Consider the following 16,890-nt stretch of genomic DNA (forward strand, 5'->3'; position numbering starts at 1 on the left):
GGAGCATTAGCAGATTTATGTTGCATAATGTATCTTTACGAGTTTAGGGTAAGAAAATATTTTTATGCTGATTGGAATGATCTTCTTTTAAGGAATTCAGGTAAAATGATACCGATTAAAATTAAAATGATACCAAAATATTGTGGTGCACCAACCGTTTCCTTTAATACAATCGCTGACATTAATGTAGCAGTCGGTAACTCTGCTGCCCCTAAAATAGAAGCAAGACCAGAACCTGTTAAAGGAACCCCTTTTGAAAACATTAAAGTAGAGAAAAATGGACCTAGAAAGCCAAGAATCAAGCCATACTTTATTGATAGTTCCGCAAATAAGTGCCAATTTGTGAAAAATGTAGGCGGGAGGAAAATCGCACAAATTATAAAACCACCTGTTATCATCAATGCCGTTTTTGTTATTGGGTTGGCTTTTAAAGCGATTCTACCGCTAAGTAATATAAAAGTACTGTACGAAACCGCGGACAACGACCCAAATAAAACTCCTAACCAATTCATTGAGCCAATTCCATTGGTTAAAACATTTGTCGCAAAGATCGTTCCAATAACGAGTGGAATCAATGAGAGTAATTTACTTTTTTCTGGAAGTTTTCGATTGACTACTGATTCTAATAAAACGCCAATCCAAGTGAACTGGAACAACAGCACAATTGCTAATGATGCAGTAATATATTGCAAAGCCAAATAATAAAACATCCCTGTTAAGCCAGTGGAAGACCCTAATACAACAAGTAATAAAACATCCTTCTTTGTAGGCTTTAAATATTGTTCGTTATTTAACTTAACGGATCTACTTTTATTGACAAATACGATGGACCATAACAAAATTGCCCCAACAAACATTTGAATACCGACTACATCATTTACAATAAAACCATCACCATAAGCCAATTTTACAAAGGTAGACAAAACGCCATAACAAACTGAACCGATAATGATATATAGAATACCTTTCAAAATAACACCCCGTTTTAATAAAAAGAAGTAAAGAGGGAATACCTCTTTACTTATATCTAATTTCATATTTTGTTGTCTCACCTGAGTGAGATATTTCTCCGGTAATACTCCATCCAGAGCCACTCAAACGCCTTGCGCATTGTCTAGCTCCAGGCGTTAGCCCCTCGAGGTCATAAGCCAAAGCTCAATAAAGGTAAAAACCAACCTTTATCGTTCTTCGTCTTATGCTTGTCGGGGCTGATCAAACGCCTTGCGCATTTCGTATTACATTCCTTCTAAAATGCCCTTAACTAAGTTAACGAATTTCGTTCTAACCATGCTTGCTACTTCAATTACTTCTTCGTGGTTTAATGGTTGGTCTAGGATGCCACAAGCCATGTTTGTTAGGCAAGAGATACCTAAAACTTTCATACTTCCGTGAACAGCTACGATAGCTTCAGGAACCGTTGACATCCCAACAGAATCAGCACCAAGTGTACGGATCATACGGATTTCAGCAGGAGTTTCGTATGAAGGGCCACTCCACCAAGCATATACACCTTGTTGTAATTTAAGATCTTGTTTCGCAGCAACATCTAAAGCAAGGCTACGTAATTCTTTATTATATACTTCAGAAACGTCAGGGAAGCGAGTACCTAGTTCTGGGTTATTTGGTCCAATTAAAGGATTTGTTCCTACTAAATTAATATGATCAGTAATTAACATTAAATCGCCTGGATTAAAGCTTGTATTAACAGCGCCACAAGCATTTGTTACGATTAATTTTTCTACTCCAAGTGCTTTCATTACACGCACAGGGAACGTTACCTCATCTAAAGTAAAGCCTTCATAATAGTGGAAACGGCCTTTCATTGCAACCACAGCTTGGCCTTTTAATTCACCGATTACTAATTCATTTGCGTGTCCAACTGCTTCGGACTTTGCAAAGTGAGGAATTTCACTGTAAGGAATTACAACAGAGTTTTCGATTTCATCTGCAAGAGTACCTAAGCCAGAACCTAATATTAACCCAACCGTTGGACGGTAGTTTGTTTTACTTAATATAAAATCTCTTGTTTCTAAAATATGTTCAGTTTTATGCATTTATTTTTCCTCCTAAAATGAGCGATAGGGATTGTAATAAGAAATCTAATAAATAATAATGCTTTCACTATAAGTCTAATGGATAATTCCTTACTTGTAAACAGACTAAAAACCATTTTGGTAAAAAGTTTATTCTTTTCCACTGAAAATGCTGTAAATATAGTGTATAAATAGCTATACTTAATTCATAAAATATAAAAAGCTAAATGAATGTAAAATAAGATTAGAGTTTTGGAGGAGTCAATGATCAGGCAATTTATAGGCTATCAGTCGCCTAAAATCAAAAGTTTAAAGCTTTTATATAGCTTAATAAGAAAATTAGGGCCAATTAAAGTTAGTACATTAACTGAAATGACAGGGTATAAGCATACTACTTGTGTTCGGTTATTAGATGAATTAGTACAAGAAGGACTTATATACGATAGTGGTGTAGGGGTTTCAAGCGGTGGAAGAAGACCGGCAATGTATGTGATTAACCCAACTGCATTCTACTTAATCGGTGTCGAAATCACGAATTTATATACAACGGTACTACTGCTTGACTTAAATCTAACAATTGTCGAATCAAAAAAATTAAAAATGAGCAACGTGAGTACTGGAGAATATACTTTAAATTTTGTAACAAAAAGTGTAAGTGAATTATTAGATCAAAATAAAGTTAATAGAGAACTATTATTAGGTATTGGTATTGGAGTATTGGACCCAATTGATCAAGCAAAGGGTGTAATGATTAAATCGGGATCATTTTTAGCAGATGGATGGGACGATTTAAATATTGTTAAGCACTTAGAAGAAGCTAATCAGTGCCCAGTATTTCTAAATAACGGCACAAATTTAGCTGCCTTAGCAGAGTATAGACTAAATTTCAGTAAAGAAAACGAAAATATTGTTTTTGTTTCGAGTGATATGGGGATACGTTGTGGAATTATTCAACAAGGTAAATTAATAAGCAATAAGAACGAAATGGACGATGCTTTTGGACATATGATCGTTGATATTCATGGAAAACTTTGTTCATGTGGTTCATATGGTTGTCTACAAGCGTACAGTAGTTTACCTGCGATTCGAGAAGAGGTTATCAAACGTGTTAAGCGCGGTGAGATTACTTCTTTGATGAGTGAATTAAACGATGTCGAAAATATTAGCTACCATCAAATTCTTGAAGCTTTAGAGAAGAAAGACCCACTTTGTTTAGAAGTCATAAAAGAGGCGGCTAATTACTTTGGAATTGGATTGACTAATCTTATTTATATCGTACGTCCTGATATTGTAATTTGTGGAGGTACATTGGTACCTAAGCCATTATTCTTTGATGTAGCATGCGAAACAGCACAAGGAAGATTGAAGAATTATCCAAACAGTCCTGTTCAAATCATTAAATCATCAACAGCGTATAATATCGTTGCACAAGGAGCGGGTTGTATTGTATTTGATTACTTCACAGAGGAAACAATGTAATAAAAGCTAAAAACCGTTAATGCTCTACCTGGGGACAGATAGAGGTTAACGGTTTTTTTAACAATTTTTTTATTTTTTGTTTATAGATGGTGATAAAAGTGTGTAAATTTTTAGTTAATTAAACTGTTCATTCTTAAAAAAATTGCGTTATTAGACTAGTAAATTGATTAACGATTTCCATGGAAATGAATAAGAAGTGAGAACGTTTACAAAAAAACGCTTGCAATCCTGTACGTACAAGAATATACTTATCTTGTACGTACAGGATGAATTTAAAAATTATAAAATAAATAATAGATTGCTCAAGGAGGGGATATCATGAGCCGATTTAGTGATGAAGCAAAACAATTACTTCAATACATTGGTGGTAAAGAAAACATCGCTACAGTAACTCATTGTGCAACACGAATGCGTTTTGTGCTGAAAGATGTTAAAAAAGCTGATGAAAAAATGATTCAAGAAATTAAAATTGTTAAAGGTACATTTACGCAAGCCGGGCAATTTCAAGTAATAATCGGTAATGAAGTATCTATTTTTTATAATGATTTTGTAAAATTAGCTGGGGTAGAGGAAACTTCAAAAGATGAAGCTAAAATAGCTGCAAGGCAAAATATGACATGGATTCAAAGAATACTTGCTCACTTAGCGGAAATCTTTTCACCATTAATTCCAGCCATCGTTGTAGGGGGACTAATCTTAGGGTTCCGTAACATAATTGGGGATATTAAACTACTAGATCATGGCACAAAGACGCTTGTCGAATCCTCTCAATTTTGGGCAGGTACACATTCTTTTTTATGGTTGATCGGTGAAGCCATTTTTCATTTCTTACCAGTAGGTATTACATGGTCAATTACAAAGAAAATGGGTACGACTCAAATTCTGGGGATTGTTTTAGGTATTACACTTGTTTCACCACAATTACTAAATGCATACGCAGTAGCAGGAGGGGCTGTACCGCCAGTTTGGGATTTTGGTTTTGCTAAAATCGATATGATTGGTTATCAAGCCCAAGTTATTCCAGCTATTTTAGCCGGTTTCACTTTAGCAATATTAGAAACAAACATTCGAAAAATCGTTCCAAGTGCAATTTCAATGATTGTGGTACCGTTCTTTGCACTAGTACCAACGGTTTTAATTGCACATGTAGTATTAGGTCCGATCGGTTGGAAAATCGGCTCCGTTATCTCACATTTAGTTTATTCAGGATTAACGTCTTCATTTGGATGGCTATTTGCCTTAGTTTTTGGATTCTTCTATGCACCACTAGTTATAACTGGATTGCATCATATGACTAATGCAATCGATCTTCAACTAATGAGTCAGCTTCACGGAACAAATTTGTGGCCGATGATCGCTTTATCGAATATCGCACAAGGCTCAGCTGTTTTAGCAATCATTTATTTGAATAGAAAGAATGAAGAAGAAAAGCAAGTATCAATTCCTGCTGCTATCTCTTGTTTCTTAGGGGTAACAGAGCCAGCAATGTTTGGTATTAACTTAAAGTATGCTTATCCATTCCTAGCTGCCATGATTGGCTCTGGTATAGCTGCTATTGTTTCAGTTGGTACAGGTGTAATGGCGAATTCAATTGGTGTTGGGGGTCTTCCTGCAATTTTATCTATTCAGCCTAAACATATTGGAATGTTCTCAATCGCTATGCTAGTTGCAGTCGTTGTCCCATTCATTTTAACGATTATCTTTAACAAGAAAAAACTGCTAGTGAAAAACTCATAATTATTTAAGGGGAAGGAAATCTATTTTCCTTCCTTTCGAATTTATTTATAAATCAAGGAGATTATCAAAATGAAGGATTTTAAGAACAGTGTCGTATACCAAATTTATCCTAAGTCTTTTTATGATTCGAACGGAGATGGTTTTGGAGACTTAAGAGGAGTTACAAAAAAGCTTGATTATTTAAAAGAATTAGGTGTTGACTACATTTGGCTTACTCCATTTTATGTATCTCCTCAAAATGATAATGGTTATGATGTCGCAGATTATCGAAAGATTGATCCAGCATACGGAACAATGGAAGATTTTGATGAATTGGTGAAGACTGCAAAACGTTGTGATATAGAAATAATGCTGGATATGGTTTTTAATCATACATCATCAGAACATGAGTGGTTTAAGAAAGCTCTTGATGGAGATGAAAAATATAAAAATTACTATATTTTTAGGGAAGAAAAGGACGGAAAAGAGCCAACGAATTGGATCTCCAAATTTGGTGGTTCAACTTGGGAAAAAATTGAGAATTCGAATGAATATTATCTGCATCTATTCGATAAAACCCAACCAGATTTAAACTGGGAAAATAGTGAGGTACAAAACGAAATATTCGATATCGTTAATTTCTGGATTGAAAAAGGAGTAAAAGGGTTTCGTTTGGATGTAATTAATCTGATTTCTAAGCCAGAAGTTATGGTTGATGACGAAACAGGTGACGGCAGAAAATACTATACAGACGGACCTAGAATTCATAAGTATTTAAAGAAATTGAATAAAGAGACGTTTGGTAAGAGTGAAGAAATCATTACTGTTGGTGAAATGTCTTCAACTTCAATCGACCATTGTATTCGATACTCAAATCCGTCTGAGAATGAGTTATCGATGGTTTTTAGCTTCCATCATCTAAAAATTGACTATAAAGATGGGCAAAAATGGTCATTAATGGATTTTGATTTTATGTCACTTAAGTCAATTCTGGATCAGTGGCAAAAAGGTATGCAATCAGGAAATGGATGGAACGCCTTATTTTGGTGTAACCATGACCAACCGCGCATTGTTTCACGAATTGGAAACGATCAAAAATATCATAAAGAATCAGCCAAAATGCTTGCTACTTCAATGCATTTATTAAGGGGAACTCCATATATTTACCAGGGTGAAGAAATTGGAATGCCTAATCCTAAATTTGATGCAATTGAAGACTATCGAGATGTAGAAAGCTTAAATTATTATAAGATATTAAAAGAAAATGGGGTTCCAGAAAGAGAAATAATAGCCATTTTAAAGAGCAAATCAAGGGATAATTCTCGTACACCTATGCAATGGAATGATTCAATACATGCAGGATTCACAACTGGAACACCTTGGATTTCAACAGGAAAAGATTACGAACTAGTAAATGTCGAAAGGTCTCTAGCTGATGAAGATTCAGTGTTTCATCATTATAAAAAACTAATTAATTTAAGAAAAGAATTCGACATTATTTCGACAGGTACGTATGATTCTTTATTACTAAATCATGAGCAAATTTTTGCATATACTCGTAAACTGGGTAATCAAATGTTGTTAGTAGTTAATAATTTTTATGGCGAGGATACTCTTTTTAAATTACCAGAAGATATTGCTATTGGAGAGTATAACAAGCAGATATTAATTTCAAATTATAATGATTCTAGTCAGGAATTAACCGAATTTACGTTGCGTCCATATGAGTCTATTTGTTACCTTCTTGAGAAAAATGTGAGAATATAATAAAATTTTTCTAGGTGATGAAAATGAACGCAAAGTATATTTCAATCTACCATAAGTTAATTGAACAGATTGAAAAAGGGGCTTTTACTGTTGGTAGTAAGATACCTTCTGAAAAGTCATTAATGGAGCAATTTGATGTTTCTAGAGATACAATTAGAAAATCATTACAAATGCTTGAGCAAAACGGTTATATAAATAAAGTCAAAGGTAAAGGTTCGTTTATTTTAGACACTGCAAAATTAAATTTCCCGGTAACGGGTTTAATTAGTTTTAAAGAATTATCAAACCAAATCGGTAGAGAAGCAGAAACGATTGTAGAAATTCTTGAAAAGAAGTGGCCTAGTAAATTTATAAGAGAACAACTAGAAATAGATGACCAAACAGCGATTTGGAAAGTAGTTAGAGCTAGAAAAATCGACGGGAAAAAAATAATTTTAGACAAAGAGTACTACAATAGTGCATATGTCGAAAAACTTTCAAGGTCAATCTGCGAAGGTTCAATTTTTGACTATATAGAAAATACTCTTCACTTAAATATTGGCTTTGCGAAAAAAGAAATTGTAGTACAAGCTTGTACAGAAGATGACCAAAAATATTTAGATTTAGATGGCTATGATATGGTAGTAGTTGTAAATACTTTCGTCTATTTAGACGATGGTTCTCTATTACAATACGGTCAATCTAGACATCGGCCTGATAAGTTCAAATTTGTCGATTTTGCTAGAAGAATTCAACAGGTTAATGAATGATATAAAGAACCTTATTCAATCGGATAAGGTTTTTTGTATTATTTCTAAGCTATAAATTGCTATAAATTCAAGTGTATACTATGCTTAATCAGGCTTATAAAGGAAATAAACGAAAAACTCATTGGTATCATAAGAAAACGAGTGAACTAGGTTTACACTTGCCTTCTATAGTGTTTTTTAGATAAAATTCGCGATCTTCATCTGGAAATAAAGTCTACAAACAAGCTTTTCCAGAAAAATAAAGAAGAATACTCAAAACAACAATTTGTCTAAAAGGGTCACAATATAAAAAATATGGAAATAATGAGTAAAAAAGAAAATGAATGGATGGGCTTATGGATAAAGAAATGAATCTAAAAATTAAACAAAAATTTGTAAGAGATTATAAAACGGGGTATCCACTAATTTCAAAAGAATCGATCGTAAATAGTAAAGATTTAAAAAATGAAGGTACAATAATTAATCTAGTAGATGAGCGTAATGTTTTTATCGGAAAAGGCTACTATGGAAAGCAAAATAAGGGTTTAGGTTGGATTCTTAGCTTGAAAGAGCATGAAAAGATTAGTCCTAGGTTTTTTGAAGATAAAATTAAACAAGCAATCGAAGACCGCCAACAATTTTATAATAGCTCTGATACGACAGCATTTAGAGTATTTAATGGAGAAGGCGATGGGATTGGTGGATTAACGATTGATTTTTTTGACGGATTTTATTTAATTAGTTGGTATAGCGAAGGAATCTATCAATTCAAAGATTGGGTTATTCAAGCATTAAAAAATATTGTCGAATTCAAAGGGATTTATCAGAAAAAGCGCTTCGATACAAAAGGTCAGTATATTGAAGAAGATGACTTTGTGATGGGGGAAAGAGGTCAATTTCCTATTATCGTAAAGGAAAATGGAGTTAATTTTGCTATTTATTTAAACGATGGAGCAATGGTAGGCGTATTTTTGGATCAACGCGAAGTTAGAAAACTAATTCGAGATAAATATGCTTACGAGAAAACAGTTTTAAATACTTTCTCATATACAGGCGCATTCTCTGTCTTTGCAGCAGTTGGAGGAGCAAGTAAGACTACTAGTGTTGACTTAGCTAATCGAAGTTTAGATAAAACAAAAGAACAATTTAAAATTAACGGAATCGATCCTGCAACACAGAGCATAATCGTTGAAGATGTATTTCATTACTTTAAATATGCAGTTAAAAAGAACCTTTCATTTGATATGGTTATATTAGATCCTCCAAGCTTTGCAAGATCTAAAAAACATACCTTCAGTGCCGAAAAGGACTATAAGAACCTGTTGAAAGAAGCGATTACGATTACAGAAAATGATGGTGTAATTGTTGCTTCAACGAATTGTAGTACTTTTGGAATGAATAAATTTAAAGGGTTTATTGACACAGCGTTTAAAGAATTAGGAGGGCAATATAAATTAATGGAAGAAATCAGCCTACCTAATGATTTTAAAACAAATAAACAGTTTAAAGAAGGTAACTATTTAAAGGTCGTATTTATTCGTAAAATTAAGTAAAAAAATGGACTGACAAATATGTCAGTCCTACTTTTTTACTTTGAAGTTGCTTTTTGTTCATATAATTTGATCACTTCAATCATAACATTCGTTGCTTTAATCATATTGTCGATTGAGATGTATTCAAATTTACCATGGTAGTTTTCTCCACCAGTAAAAATATTTGGAGTAGGTAGTCCCATATATGAAAGCTGTGAACCATCTGTACCACCACGAATTGGTTCTACAATTGGTGTAATTTCAAGGTTTGTCATTGCCTCGTGAGCAATATCAACAACCTCTTTAACAGGTAAGATTTTCTCACCCATATTATAGTACTGGTCTTTTAACTCTAAAACTATGCTGTTTTCACCATGTGTTTCTTTTAATTGATTTACAAGATTCGACAGTGTCTCTTTTCGATTAGCAAATTTTGTTTTATCATGATCTCTAATAATGTAGTGCATTTTTGTTAGCTCTACATCACCTTCAATTGATACTAGATGATAAAAGCCTTCGTAACCTTCAGTTGATTCTGGCGCTTCTTCAACAGGTAATAAATTATTTATTTCCATGGCAATTTTCATAGAGTTAATCATTTTACCTTTAGCAGTACCTGGGTGCACATTTTTACCTTTTACCGTAATCATTGCACCTGCAGCATTAAAGCTCTCGTATTGTAGCTCCCCTAGTGGACCACCGTCCATTGTATAAGCATATTTAGCATCAAATGCTTTTACATCAAATTTATGTGGGCCTCTACCAATCTCTTCATCTGGAGTGAATGCGACTCTTATTTTACCGTGTTTGATTTCCGAATGTTGAACTAAATACTCCATCGCAGTCATAATTTCAGCGATTCCAGCCTTATTATCTGCACCAAGTAATGTTGTCCCATCAGTTGTCATTAAAGTGTGACCTTTATACTTACTTAACTCTGGTGAATGACTTGGAGATAATACAACATTTAAACTTTCATTTAAGACGATGTCATTTCCGTCGTAATTTTCAACTAGCTTTGGGTTAACATTTTTTCCAGTAAAGTCTGTCGCTGTGTCTAAATGTGCTAAAAATCCAATTGTCGGAATATCTTTGTCGGAATTTGCCGGAAGAGTAGCCATTACATAACCATTGTCATCCATTGTTACGTCAACTAATCCAATTTTGTTTAACTCTTCCACTAACATGCGGCCCAAAGTTAATTGGCCAGGTGTAGAAGGGCATGTTTCACTACTTGCATTTGATTGTGTATCAACTTTTGCATAACTAATTAAACGATTAATTAACTCATTTTTCATATGAAAATCTCCTTTTTTACATTTCATAATCCATAGGTGATGCGCTTTCATTTTTATTGTAGTTCTTTCTTTAATTGAAAGTAAAATATTACGCAACTCTCTTTATATTTAAAATGCTTTTAGAAATTAAAAACTGTGCTAAGTAGTAGGTGATCATGATTAATTCGTGACCATATTTAACGCTTTCTATAAATAGATCCCACGATAATATAGAATCTGAAATAATAAATAATAGGCTCCCCAAAATAGCCCATTTGTTTCCAGTCATTATGGCTGTAAATACCATCAAGGAAATTGCTACTGAATATGCTATTACCGGAATAACTAAGCTTTCCTTCCCACTTTCGTTTAAAGAGTTTACTAAATTAGAGCATAGAAAAAACGTATAAATTGCAATTGGAACGATCGCTAGCATGCGATAAATTGAATATTTCCATCCTGATATAAAACCGGTAGCGTAAAACAAATGCCCAATTAGAAAAGCACTTAAACCGACAACAAACCATATTAACGTTCCGTCACCAATCATACAAAAGATAAGACCTAAAAGTATAAGAGTGCGATATTTAGTTGAATGATAAGGAATTTGTGAAAAGGCATAGCTGATAATCAACACCATTGGAACTACCTTAAATAGTATTTTTATGCTGACAGGCTCTGAAGGAATAAAAAAGATATAGAGAATACCAAAAAACAAAATAAGTATAGGTAAGTACCTCTTCAAAATAAAATGACCCCTTTCTAACTATTTCCTTTTTACTAAATATTATCAGTGAAAAATGAAAAGAATGCTATTAGAAATAAAGATAGCAGTCTATTAAACTATAAAAAAAAGCAAACCATAAATGGTTTGCTTTTATGCGATGGAAATACCATATGAGTGAGCAATTTGCCCATTTGTATTAGGAGATTTTGCAATAATAACTGTCGTTCCAATATTTATTTGATCGAATAACCATTGAATTTCACTGTTATGCATTCGGATACAACCTGAACTAACCGATTTTCCGATTGAGCTTTCATTAGCATTTCCATGTATCCCATATGAGCTTCCAGGCGAGCTACCCATACTCAAGCCCATCCATCTTTTACCTAGTGGATTATTTGGTGCTCCGCCAGGAATATTTCCCTTATACCAAGGTCTATTTTTAATCTTATTTAAGATTTTAAACTTACCAGTAGGTGTAGGAGTAGAAGCTTTTCCTGTTGCTACACTAAATGATTTTACTAATTTTCCTTTATTGTAATAAGAAAGTTTATTTGTTTTTGTATTAACAATAATTAACTGCCCATTCGAAAGGGGCTGGGAGCTCTTTGCCTCGGTAAAAGAAGGCTTACTTTGATTTCCAGCAGCGTCAATTGATTGTACTTTTATAGGAGTAAATACTTTTAATTTACTGACCTTAAAAGTATAACTACCATTCTTTGATGCAGACGTTTTAGCCGTATATTTCCCGTTTAGATACAGTTTAACGGAAGCATTTGCTTCTGTTTTTCCACTAATGACTGTTGCATTTTCTTTAACTGTTTGGATTGTAGGTGTTGAAGGTGCAGTACGATCTAATACACGAATTGAAACAGGTTTACTTTGATTTTTACTCTTATCAACTGCAACAACTTGAAGAACTGTGTTTGCCTTTTGCTTCGCCATTTTAATAGTAAATTTACCTGCCGAGTTAACTTTACCTTTTGCTAATACTTTCTTGTTTAAGTAAATGAGAACATCAGCATTCGGCTCCGATTTACCTGAAATACTTTGAGATTGATCTGAAATTGAAGGTATTGAAGTGATAGAAGGTGCGATTACATCTGAAACATATGATGTAGCGATTTTACTTTTTAATCCAATTGAAACACCAACTGCATTTATTTTAGTAAATTCTTTTAGAGGTTTAGTATTGAATTGAAAATTTCCTTTTGCATCCGTTTGTACAGTGCTGACCAGTTTATTGTTGATGTGAATTTGGACACTGCTTTTTTCTAAAAATGCTCCTGTCACGGAAGTAGATTTATTAGTAATTGGATTGATTTTCGGAGTTGGTAAATCTTTAATCATAAATTTAATATTCTGGTCTGAAACAGCTAGAGTTTGATCATCTAATGTAATTGAACTTAGCTGATAAGTACCTTTTGTAAAAGAAGCAGTAACTCCTACTTTTCCAGAATAGTAAAGATCTGAAGAGGATGGATTTTTTAGTAAAACTTCCGTCAAATTAGTCCCGTTTTTAAATGTGAGAGCTACATTATCGAAATGTTTTTTAGTCGTTAATCCAATTTCAATAGATTGTCCAAAGGTAGCTTCAGTAGTGTTTAGATTTAGATTATCTATATAATTTGATAACTCATCATCACTAAAACTTTGGGAAAAAGTAGTCGCGTTGGCCGTGGGTAATAGGAATAAAAATACCCCTAAAAGTACAGATACAATCTTATTTATCATTGTCTCTCTCCTTAATATATGGAATTAATTACTAAATTTGCCATATAGAGAGTGAATTCCTTTGTTTTCTTAATAAAATAAAACGTCAAGTTTCAGCAAAAAAAAGAACATTTGTTGAAAAAACAGGAAGAGCAGAAAATATAGTAAAATTAGGTAGAATAAAAGAGAAAATGGAAATTTTTGTAGAATTAATGTATTTTTTAAATCTTATATTGTCATAACTTAACCTCTTTCTTTAATCCTGTAATTTAGGTTTTCTTTGATTATATTCCGTTCACTTCCCTTTCCCCTGTCCTTAATGTTAAAGTTAGTTAATAAGAAAATTGTAAATAAACTAAGGAGTATTATATGAGCAAAACGGTAGTATTAGCGGAGAAGCCTTCAGTTGCTAGAGATATAGCTAAAGTGCTAGGGTGCAATCAAAAAGGTAATGGTTTTTTAGAAGGTAAAAAGTATATTGTGACCTGGGCATTAGGGCATCTTGTGACTTTGGCTGATCCAGAGGGATATGATAATAAGTATAAGTCATGGAATTTAGAAGATTTACCAATGATTCCGGAAAAATTAAAGCTTGTTGTTATTAAAAAGACAGGCAAGCAATTTCAGGCTGTAAAAACTCAATTATTAAGAAAAGATGTTTCAGATATCATTATCGCAACGGATGCAGGGCGAGAAGGTGAGCTTGTTGCAAGATGGATTCTTCAATTGGCAAAGGTTAATAAACCAATTAAAAGACTGTGGATTTCTTCTGCAACAGATCAGGCAGTAAAAAAAGGCTTTGAAAATTTACGTAGTGGTAAGGAATATGAAAATTTATATCTATCTGCTGTAGCAAGAGCTGAGGCAGATTGGATCGTGGGGATTAATGCAACAAGAGCACTTACTTGTAAGCATAATGCTCAACTTTCATGTGGTAGGGTTCAAACTCCGACACTTTCGATGATTTTAGAGCGTGAAAAGGAAATAAAAGAATTTAAGCAACAAACCTATTACGGGTTACAAGTATTAGCAAATAATGTTACCTTTACGTGGCAAAATCGTAAGTCTAATGACCAGAAAATTAAAACGTCCGATGAATTACAAAAAATTATTGGAGCGATAAAAGGAAAACAGCTAAAGATTAAGGAAGTTTCGACTACTGAAAAAAAATCTTTTGCTCCGCAGCTTTATGATTTAACTGAGCTTCAAAGAGAAGCGAATAAAAGATTTAACTTTTCACCTAAAGAAACCTTATCCATTATGCAAAAGCTATATGAGCACCATAAAGTTGTTACGTATCCACGAACTGATTCTAGATACTTATCATCGGATTTAGTTGATACATTAAAGGAACGTTTATCAGCATGTAACATAAAACCTTATGGGAAAATCATTATGAAGTTAACGAATCAACCGATTAAAGTAAATAAGTCATTTGTAGATGATAATAAGGTTTCAGATCACCATGCGATTATACCAACAGAGCAAGCACCTATAATAAGTGAACTTTCTTCAAAAGAATTTAAAATATATGATCTTATCGTAAGAAGATTTTTAGCAGTCTTACTACCTCCGTACGTATATGAACAAGAAAAAGTTATCGCAGAAATTGATAATGAGATATTTGTTGCGAAAGGTAAAAGGGTTATATCACTGGGCTGGAAAGAAGTCTTTAAAGACGAAGATGATCTTGATAGTACAGAGGATCAACGATTACCAATTATTAATGAGAATGAGCGTATTCAAGTAGCTAAAGTTATTGAAACTAAAGGGCATACGAAACCACCAGCATACTTTAATGAAGCCACACTTTTAAGTGCAATGGAAAATCCAGTCCATTTTATGTCTGGTAATAGTAATGATTTAAAGAAGATGATAGGCGAAACAGGCGGATTGGGAACAGTTGCAACAAGAGCGGATATTATTGAAAAACTTTTCAGTAGCTTTTTAATTGAAAAAAAGGGAAAAGATATTTTCATCACAAATAAAGGTAAACAATTATTAAACCTTGTTCCAGAAGCCTTAAAGTCACCAGCACTAACGGCCGAGTGGGAGCAGAAACTTCAAGCCATCTCCAAAGGTAAATTAGCTAAATCTAAATTTATGAGTGAAATGATTAGTTTTTCTTCAGATGCTGTGAAAGAAATAAAACAAACTGAACAAAAATTTAAGCATGATAACATGACTAGCACTAAATGTCCCGACTGCGGAAAGCTTATGTTAGAAGTTAACGGTAAACGTGGAAAAATGTTAGTTTGCCAGGATAGGGAATGTGGTCATCGTAAAACAATTTCACAGTCTACTAACGCGAGATGTCCTAATTGCTTCAAACGTTTAGAGCTAAAAGGCGAAGGGGAAGGTCAAATTTTTGTATGTGCATGTGGACATAGAGAAAAACTTTCTACTTTTAAAGATCGACGTTCGAAAGAAAAAAATAGTAAAGTTTCTAAACGAGATGTTCAAAAATATTTAAAGCAACAGAACAAACAAGATGATGAACCATTTAATAACCCATTTGCAGAAGCCTTAGCAAAGCTGAAAAAACAATAAAGGTAGGGACCCTGCACTTAGAACCAGTCATATGAGTTTACTCGATGACTGGTTTTTTTCGATCAATTGCATATTCATTTACGACTTCACTATAATGATCGTCAAAATAAGTGTCTAGTTCCTTTTTTATCTTTTTTGATAGGACTGGACTTTTACCTGAAGTTGATACTGATACGATAAGGTCTCCTCTACGAACCACAGCTGGTGTATGGAAATCACTATTATTTTGATCACTTACATCATTAAACCATTGAAAATCTGATATACAATCTTTGACGAATTTATTTATATTTTTATCATCTGTAGCTGCAATAACAATATGAGCTCCAGTTAGATCAGCTGCTTCAAAATACTTATTTATCCATTTTATTTTAGGCAACTGTTTAAATTCATCACATAGTTGAGGGCTAATAATCGTAATTGTAGCACCACTTTTTATAAATGCTTTTGCTTTTCGAAAAGCGATTTTTCCTCCACCGATGATCGTTATCTTTTTGTTTTGAAGTGAGAAAACTAATGGAACCATTTCAGTCATCTAATCGCTCCTATCTATTAATTGTATGGACAAATATTTATGCATCATCATTTTATCATATGTATTGCCAATTTTTAGAACTAGCTAATAAATGATTCATGAGAGGATTTTTATGTCTTTTATTGTAAAAATGATACAGTTTGGTTAATAATTCAATAAAAGTTCATCTTTTCTTTAGCATAAAAGTATTTTTTCTGTTAGGATAATTAGTATTATTTTTTTTGAAAAGATAATGATAAGACTGGAATCTAATTTAAAGAAAAGGTGAGTATTATGTTTAACAAATTAAAAAAAATGTTCGGTTTAGAGGAAGAACAACAACAACAAGGATCTGCACCTGTAACTAAAGAAGCAGCTAAGGAAGTTGTCATTAAAGCGCCATTAACTGGAGAGATACATCCACTATCTGAAGTACCAGATCCTGTATTTGCAGAAAAAATGATGGGTGATGGTTTTGCTATTACACCTTCAGAAGGTGTTGTAGTAGCTCCTTTTGATGGAGAAATCGTACAAGTATTCCACACTAAACATGCTATTGGAATTCGTTCAAAAGAAGGTGTTGAAATCTTAATTCACGTTGGCCTAGAAACAGTAAAACTAAATGGTGAAGGTTTCGATGCTCATGTAACAGAGGGTCAAAATGTTAATGCTGGAGATCATTTATTAACATTCAATATCGACTATATAAAAGAAAATGCAAAAAGCACAATTACTCCAGTTATCTTTACAAATGGAGATGCGCTAGAAAATATTAAAGTTACAGCAACTGGCCCAATTCAAAAAGGTTCAGACGCAGCTGTTGCTACATTAAAATAAAAAAATAGCCCTAGGGC

The 16,890-nt window shown here is 33.3% G+C and carries 13 protein-coding genes; 7 read left to right on the plus strand and 6 right to left on the minus strand.

The window, feature by feature from the left end; all coding sequences use genetic code 11:
* Positions 1-62: 62 nt before the first annotated feature.
* Both EP747_RS09295 and EP747_RS09300 read right to left on the minus strand, forming a co-directional pair.
* Positions 63-971 carry an EamA family transporter gene (locus EP747_RS09295; protein ID WP_129689630.1) on the minus strand — a complete coding sequence of 303 codons (909 nt, stop codon included), beginning with the start codon at positions 969-971 and terminating at the stop codon, positions 63-65.
* Between the two features lie 264 nt (positions 972-1,235).
* Entirely contained in the window at positions 1,236-2,054 is an 819-nt protein-coding gene (locus tag EP747_RS09300; RefSeq protein WP_129689631.1) for a purine-nucleoside phosphorylase, read from the minus strand.
* Between the two features lie 243 nt (positions 2,055-2,297).
* Here EP747_RS09300 and EP747_RS09305 point away from each other — a divergent pair, with 243 nt between their 5' ends.
* The 5 genes from EP747_RS09305 to EP747_RS09325 all read left to right on the plus strand — a co-directional run bounded on the left by EP747_RS09305 (position 2,298) and on the right by EP747_RS09325 (position 9,276).
* Positions 2,298-3,512 (plus strand): ROK family transcriptional regulator, encoded by a 1,215-nt coding sequence (locus tag EP747_RS09305; RefSeq protein WP_129689632.1) that lies wholly within the window; start codon positions 2,298-2,300, stop codon positions 3,510-3,512.
* A gap of 318 nt (positions 3,513-3,830) precedes the next feature.
* On the plus strand, positions 3,831-5,249 hold the full coding sequence (gene treP / locus EP747_RS09310; protein WP_129689633.1) for a PTS system trehalose-specific EIIBC component: 1,419 nt from the start codon (positions 3,831-3,833) through the stop codon (positions 5,247-5,249).
* Positions 5,250-5,318: 69 nt separating this feature from the next.
* Positions 5,319-6,995, plus strand: coding sequence for an alpha,alpha-phosphotrehalase (treC, locus tag EP747_RS09315; protein WP_129689634.1), 1,677 nt, complete (start codon positions 5,319-5,321; stop codon positions 6,993-6,995).
* A gap of 23 nt (positions 6,996-7,018) precedes the next feature.
* Positions 7,019-7,744 carry a trehalose operon repressor gene (gene treR / locus EP747_RS09320; protein ID WP_129689635.1) on the plus strand — a complete coding sequence of 242 codons (726 nt, stop codon included), beginning with the start codon at positions 7,019-7,021 and terminating at the stop codon, positions 7,742-7,744.
* Positions 7,745-8,079: 335 nt separating this feature from the next.
* The gene (locus EP747_RS09325; RefSeq protein ID WP_129689636.1) at positions 8,080-9,276 is read left to right on the plus strand and encodes a class I SAM-dependent rRNA methyltransferase; all 1,197 of its coding nucleotides are present in this window, start codon (positions 8,080-8,082) and stop codon (positions 9,274-9,276) included.
* A 35-nt stretch (positions 9,277-9,311) separates the two neighbouring features.
* Here the strand turns inward: EP747_RS09325 and pepT are convergent, their stop codons facing one another.
* From pepT to EP747_RS24200, 3 genes are all read right to left on the minus strand, one after another.
* The gene (gene pepT, locus EP747_RS09330) at positions 9,312-10,553 is read right to left on the minus strand and encodes a peptidase T (RefSeq protein ID WP_129689637.1); all 1,242 of its coding nucleotides are present in this window, start codon (positions 10,551-10,553) and stop codon (positions 9,312-9,314) included.
* Positions 10,554-10,641: 88 nt separating this feature from the next.
* A complete protein-coding gene (locus EP747_RS09335) occupies positions 10,642-11,277 on the minus strand; it encodes a lysoplasmalogenase (RefSeq protein WP_129689638.1) in 636 nt (211 codons plus the stop codon).
* Positions 11,278-11,409: 132 nt separating this feature from the next.
* The gene (locus tag EP747_RS24200; protein WP_165346946.1) at positions 11,410-12,993 is read right to left on the minus strand and encodes a L,D-transpeptidase; all 1,584 of its coding nucleotides are present in this window, start codon (positions 12,991-12,993) and stop codon (positions 11,410-11,412) included.
* A gap of 348 nt (positions 12,994-13,341) precedes the next feature.
* Between EP747_RS24200 and EP747_RS09345 the strand changes: the two genes are divergently transcribed.
* Positions 13,342-15,522 carry a DNA topoisomerase III gene (locus tag EP747_RS09345; protein WP_129689639.1) on the plus strand — a complete coding sequence of 727 codons (2,181 nt, stop codon included), beginning with the start codon at positions 13,342-13,344 and terminating at the stop codon, positions 15,520-15,522.
* 37 nt (positions 15,523-15,559) lie between these two features.
* Here EP747_RS09345 and EP747_RS09350 read toward each other — a convergent pair whose 3' ends face one another.
* A complete protein-coding gene (locus EP747_RS09350; RefSeq protein WP_129689640.1) occupies positions 15,560-16,057 on the minus strand; it encodes a precorrin-2 dehydrogenase/sirohydrochlorin ferrochelatase family protein in 498 nt (165 codons plus the stop codon).
* 273 nt (positions 16,058-16,330) lie between these two features.
* On the opposite strand from EP747_RS09350, the gene EP747_RS09355 reads away from it, so the two are divergent.
* On the plus strand, positions 16,331-16,873 hold the full coding sequence (locus EP747_RS09355) for a PTS sugar transporter subunit IIA (RefSeq protein ID WP_235832807.1): 543 nt from the start codon (positions 16,331-16,333) through the stop codon (positions 16,871-16,873).
* Positions 16,874-16,890 lie beyond the last annotated feature (17 nt).

The organism is Gottfriedia acidiceleris (genome assembly GCF_004138285.1).
Taxonomy (GTDB): domain Bacteria; phylum Bacillota; class Bacilli; order Bacillales; family Bacillaceae_G; genus Gottfriedia; species Gottfriedia acidiceleris_A.

What these genes read in the sequence shown, in the direction of transcription:
- EP747_RS09355 (WP_235832807.1), top strand. Translation starts at nt 16,331, where the DNA reads ATGTTTAACAAATTAAAAAAAATGTTCGGTTTAGAGGAAGAACAACAA.
- EP747_RS24200 (WP_165346946.1), bottom strand. Translation starts at nt 12,993, where the DNA reads ATGATAAATAAGATTGTATCTGTACTTTTAGGGGTATTTTTATTCCTA.
- treC (WP_129689634.1), top strand. Translation starts at nt 5,319, where the DNA reads ATGAAGGATTTTAAGAACAGTGTCGTATACCAAATTTATCCTAAGTCT.
- treR (WP_129689635.1), top strand. Translation starts at nt 7,019, where the DNA reads ATGAACGCAAAGTATATTTCAATCTACCATAAGTTAATTGAACAGATT.
- EP747_RS09350 (WP_129689640.1), bottom strand. Translation starts at nt 16,057, where the DNA reads ATGACTGAAATGGTTCCATTAGTTTTCTCACTTCAAAACAAAAAGATA.
- treP (WP_129689633.1), top strand. Translation starts at nt 3,831, where the DNA reads ATGAGCCGATTTAGTGATGAAGCAAAACAATTACTTCAATACATTGGT.
- EP747_RS09300 (WP_129689631.1), bottom strand. Translation starts at nt 2,054, where the DNA reads ATGCATAAAACTGAACATATTTTAGAAACAAGAGATTTTATATTAAGT.
- EP747_RS09325 (WP_129689636.1), top strand. Translation starts at nt 8,080, where the DNA reads ATGGATAAAGAAATGAATCTAAAAATTAAACAAAAATTTGTAAGAGAT.
- EP747_RS09305 (WP_129689632.1), top strand. Translation starts at nt 2,298, where the DNA reads ATGATCAGGCAATTTATAGGCTATCAGTCGCCTAAAATCAAAAGTTTA.
- pepT (WP_129689637.1), bottom strand. Translation starts at nt 10,553, where the DNA reads ATGAAAAATGAGTTAATTAATCGTTTAATTAGTTATGCAAAAGTTGAT.
- EP747_RS09345 (WP_129689639.1), top strand. Translation starts at nt 13,342, where the DNA reads ATGAGCAAAACGGTAGTATTAGCGGAGAAGCCTTCAGTTGCTAGAGAT.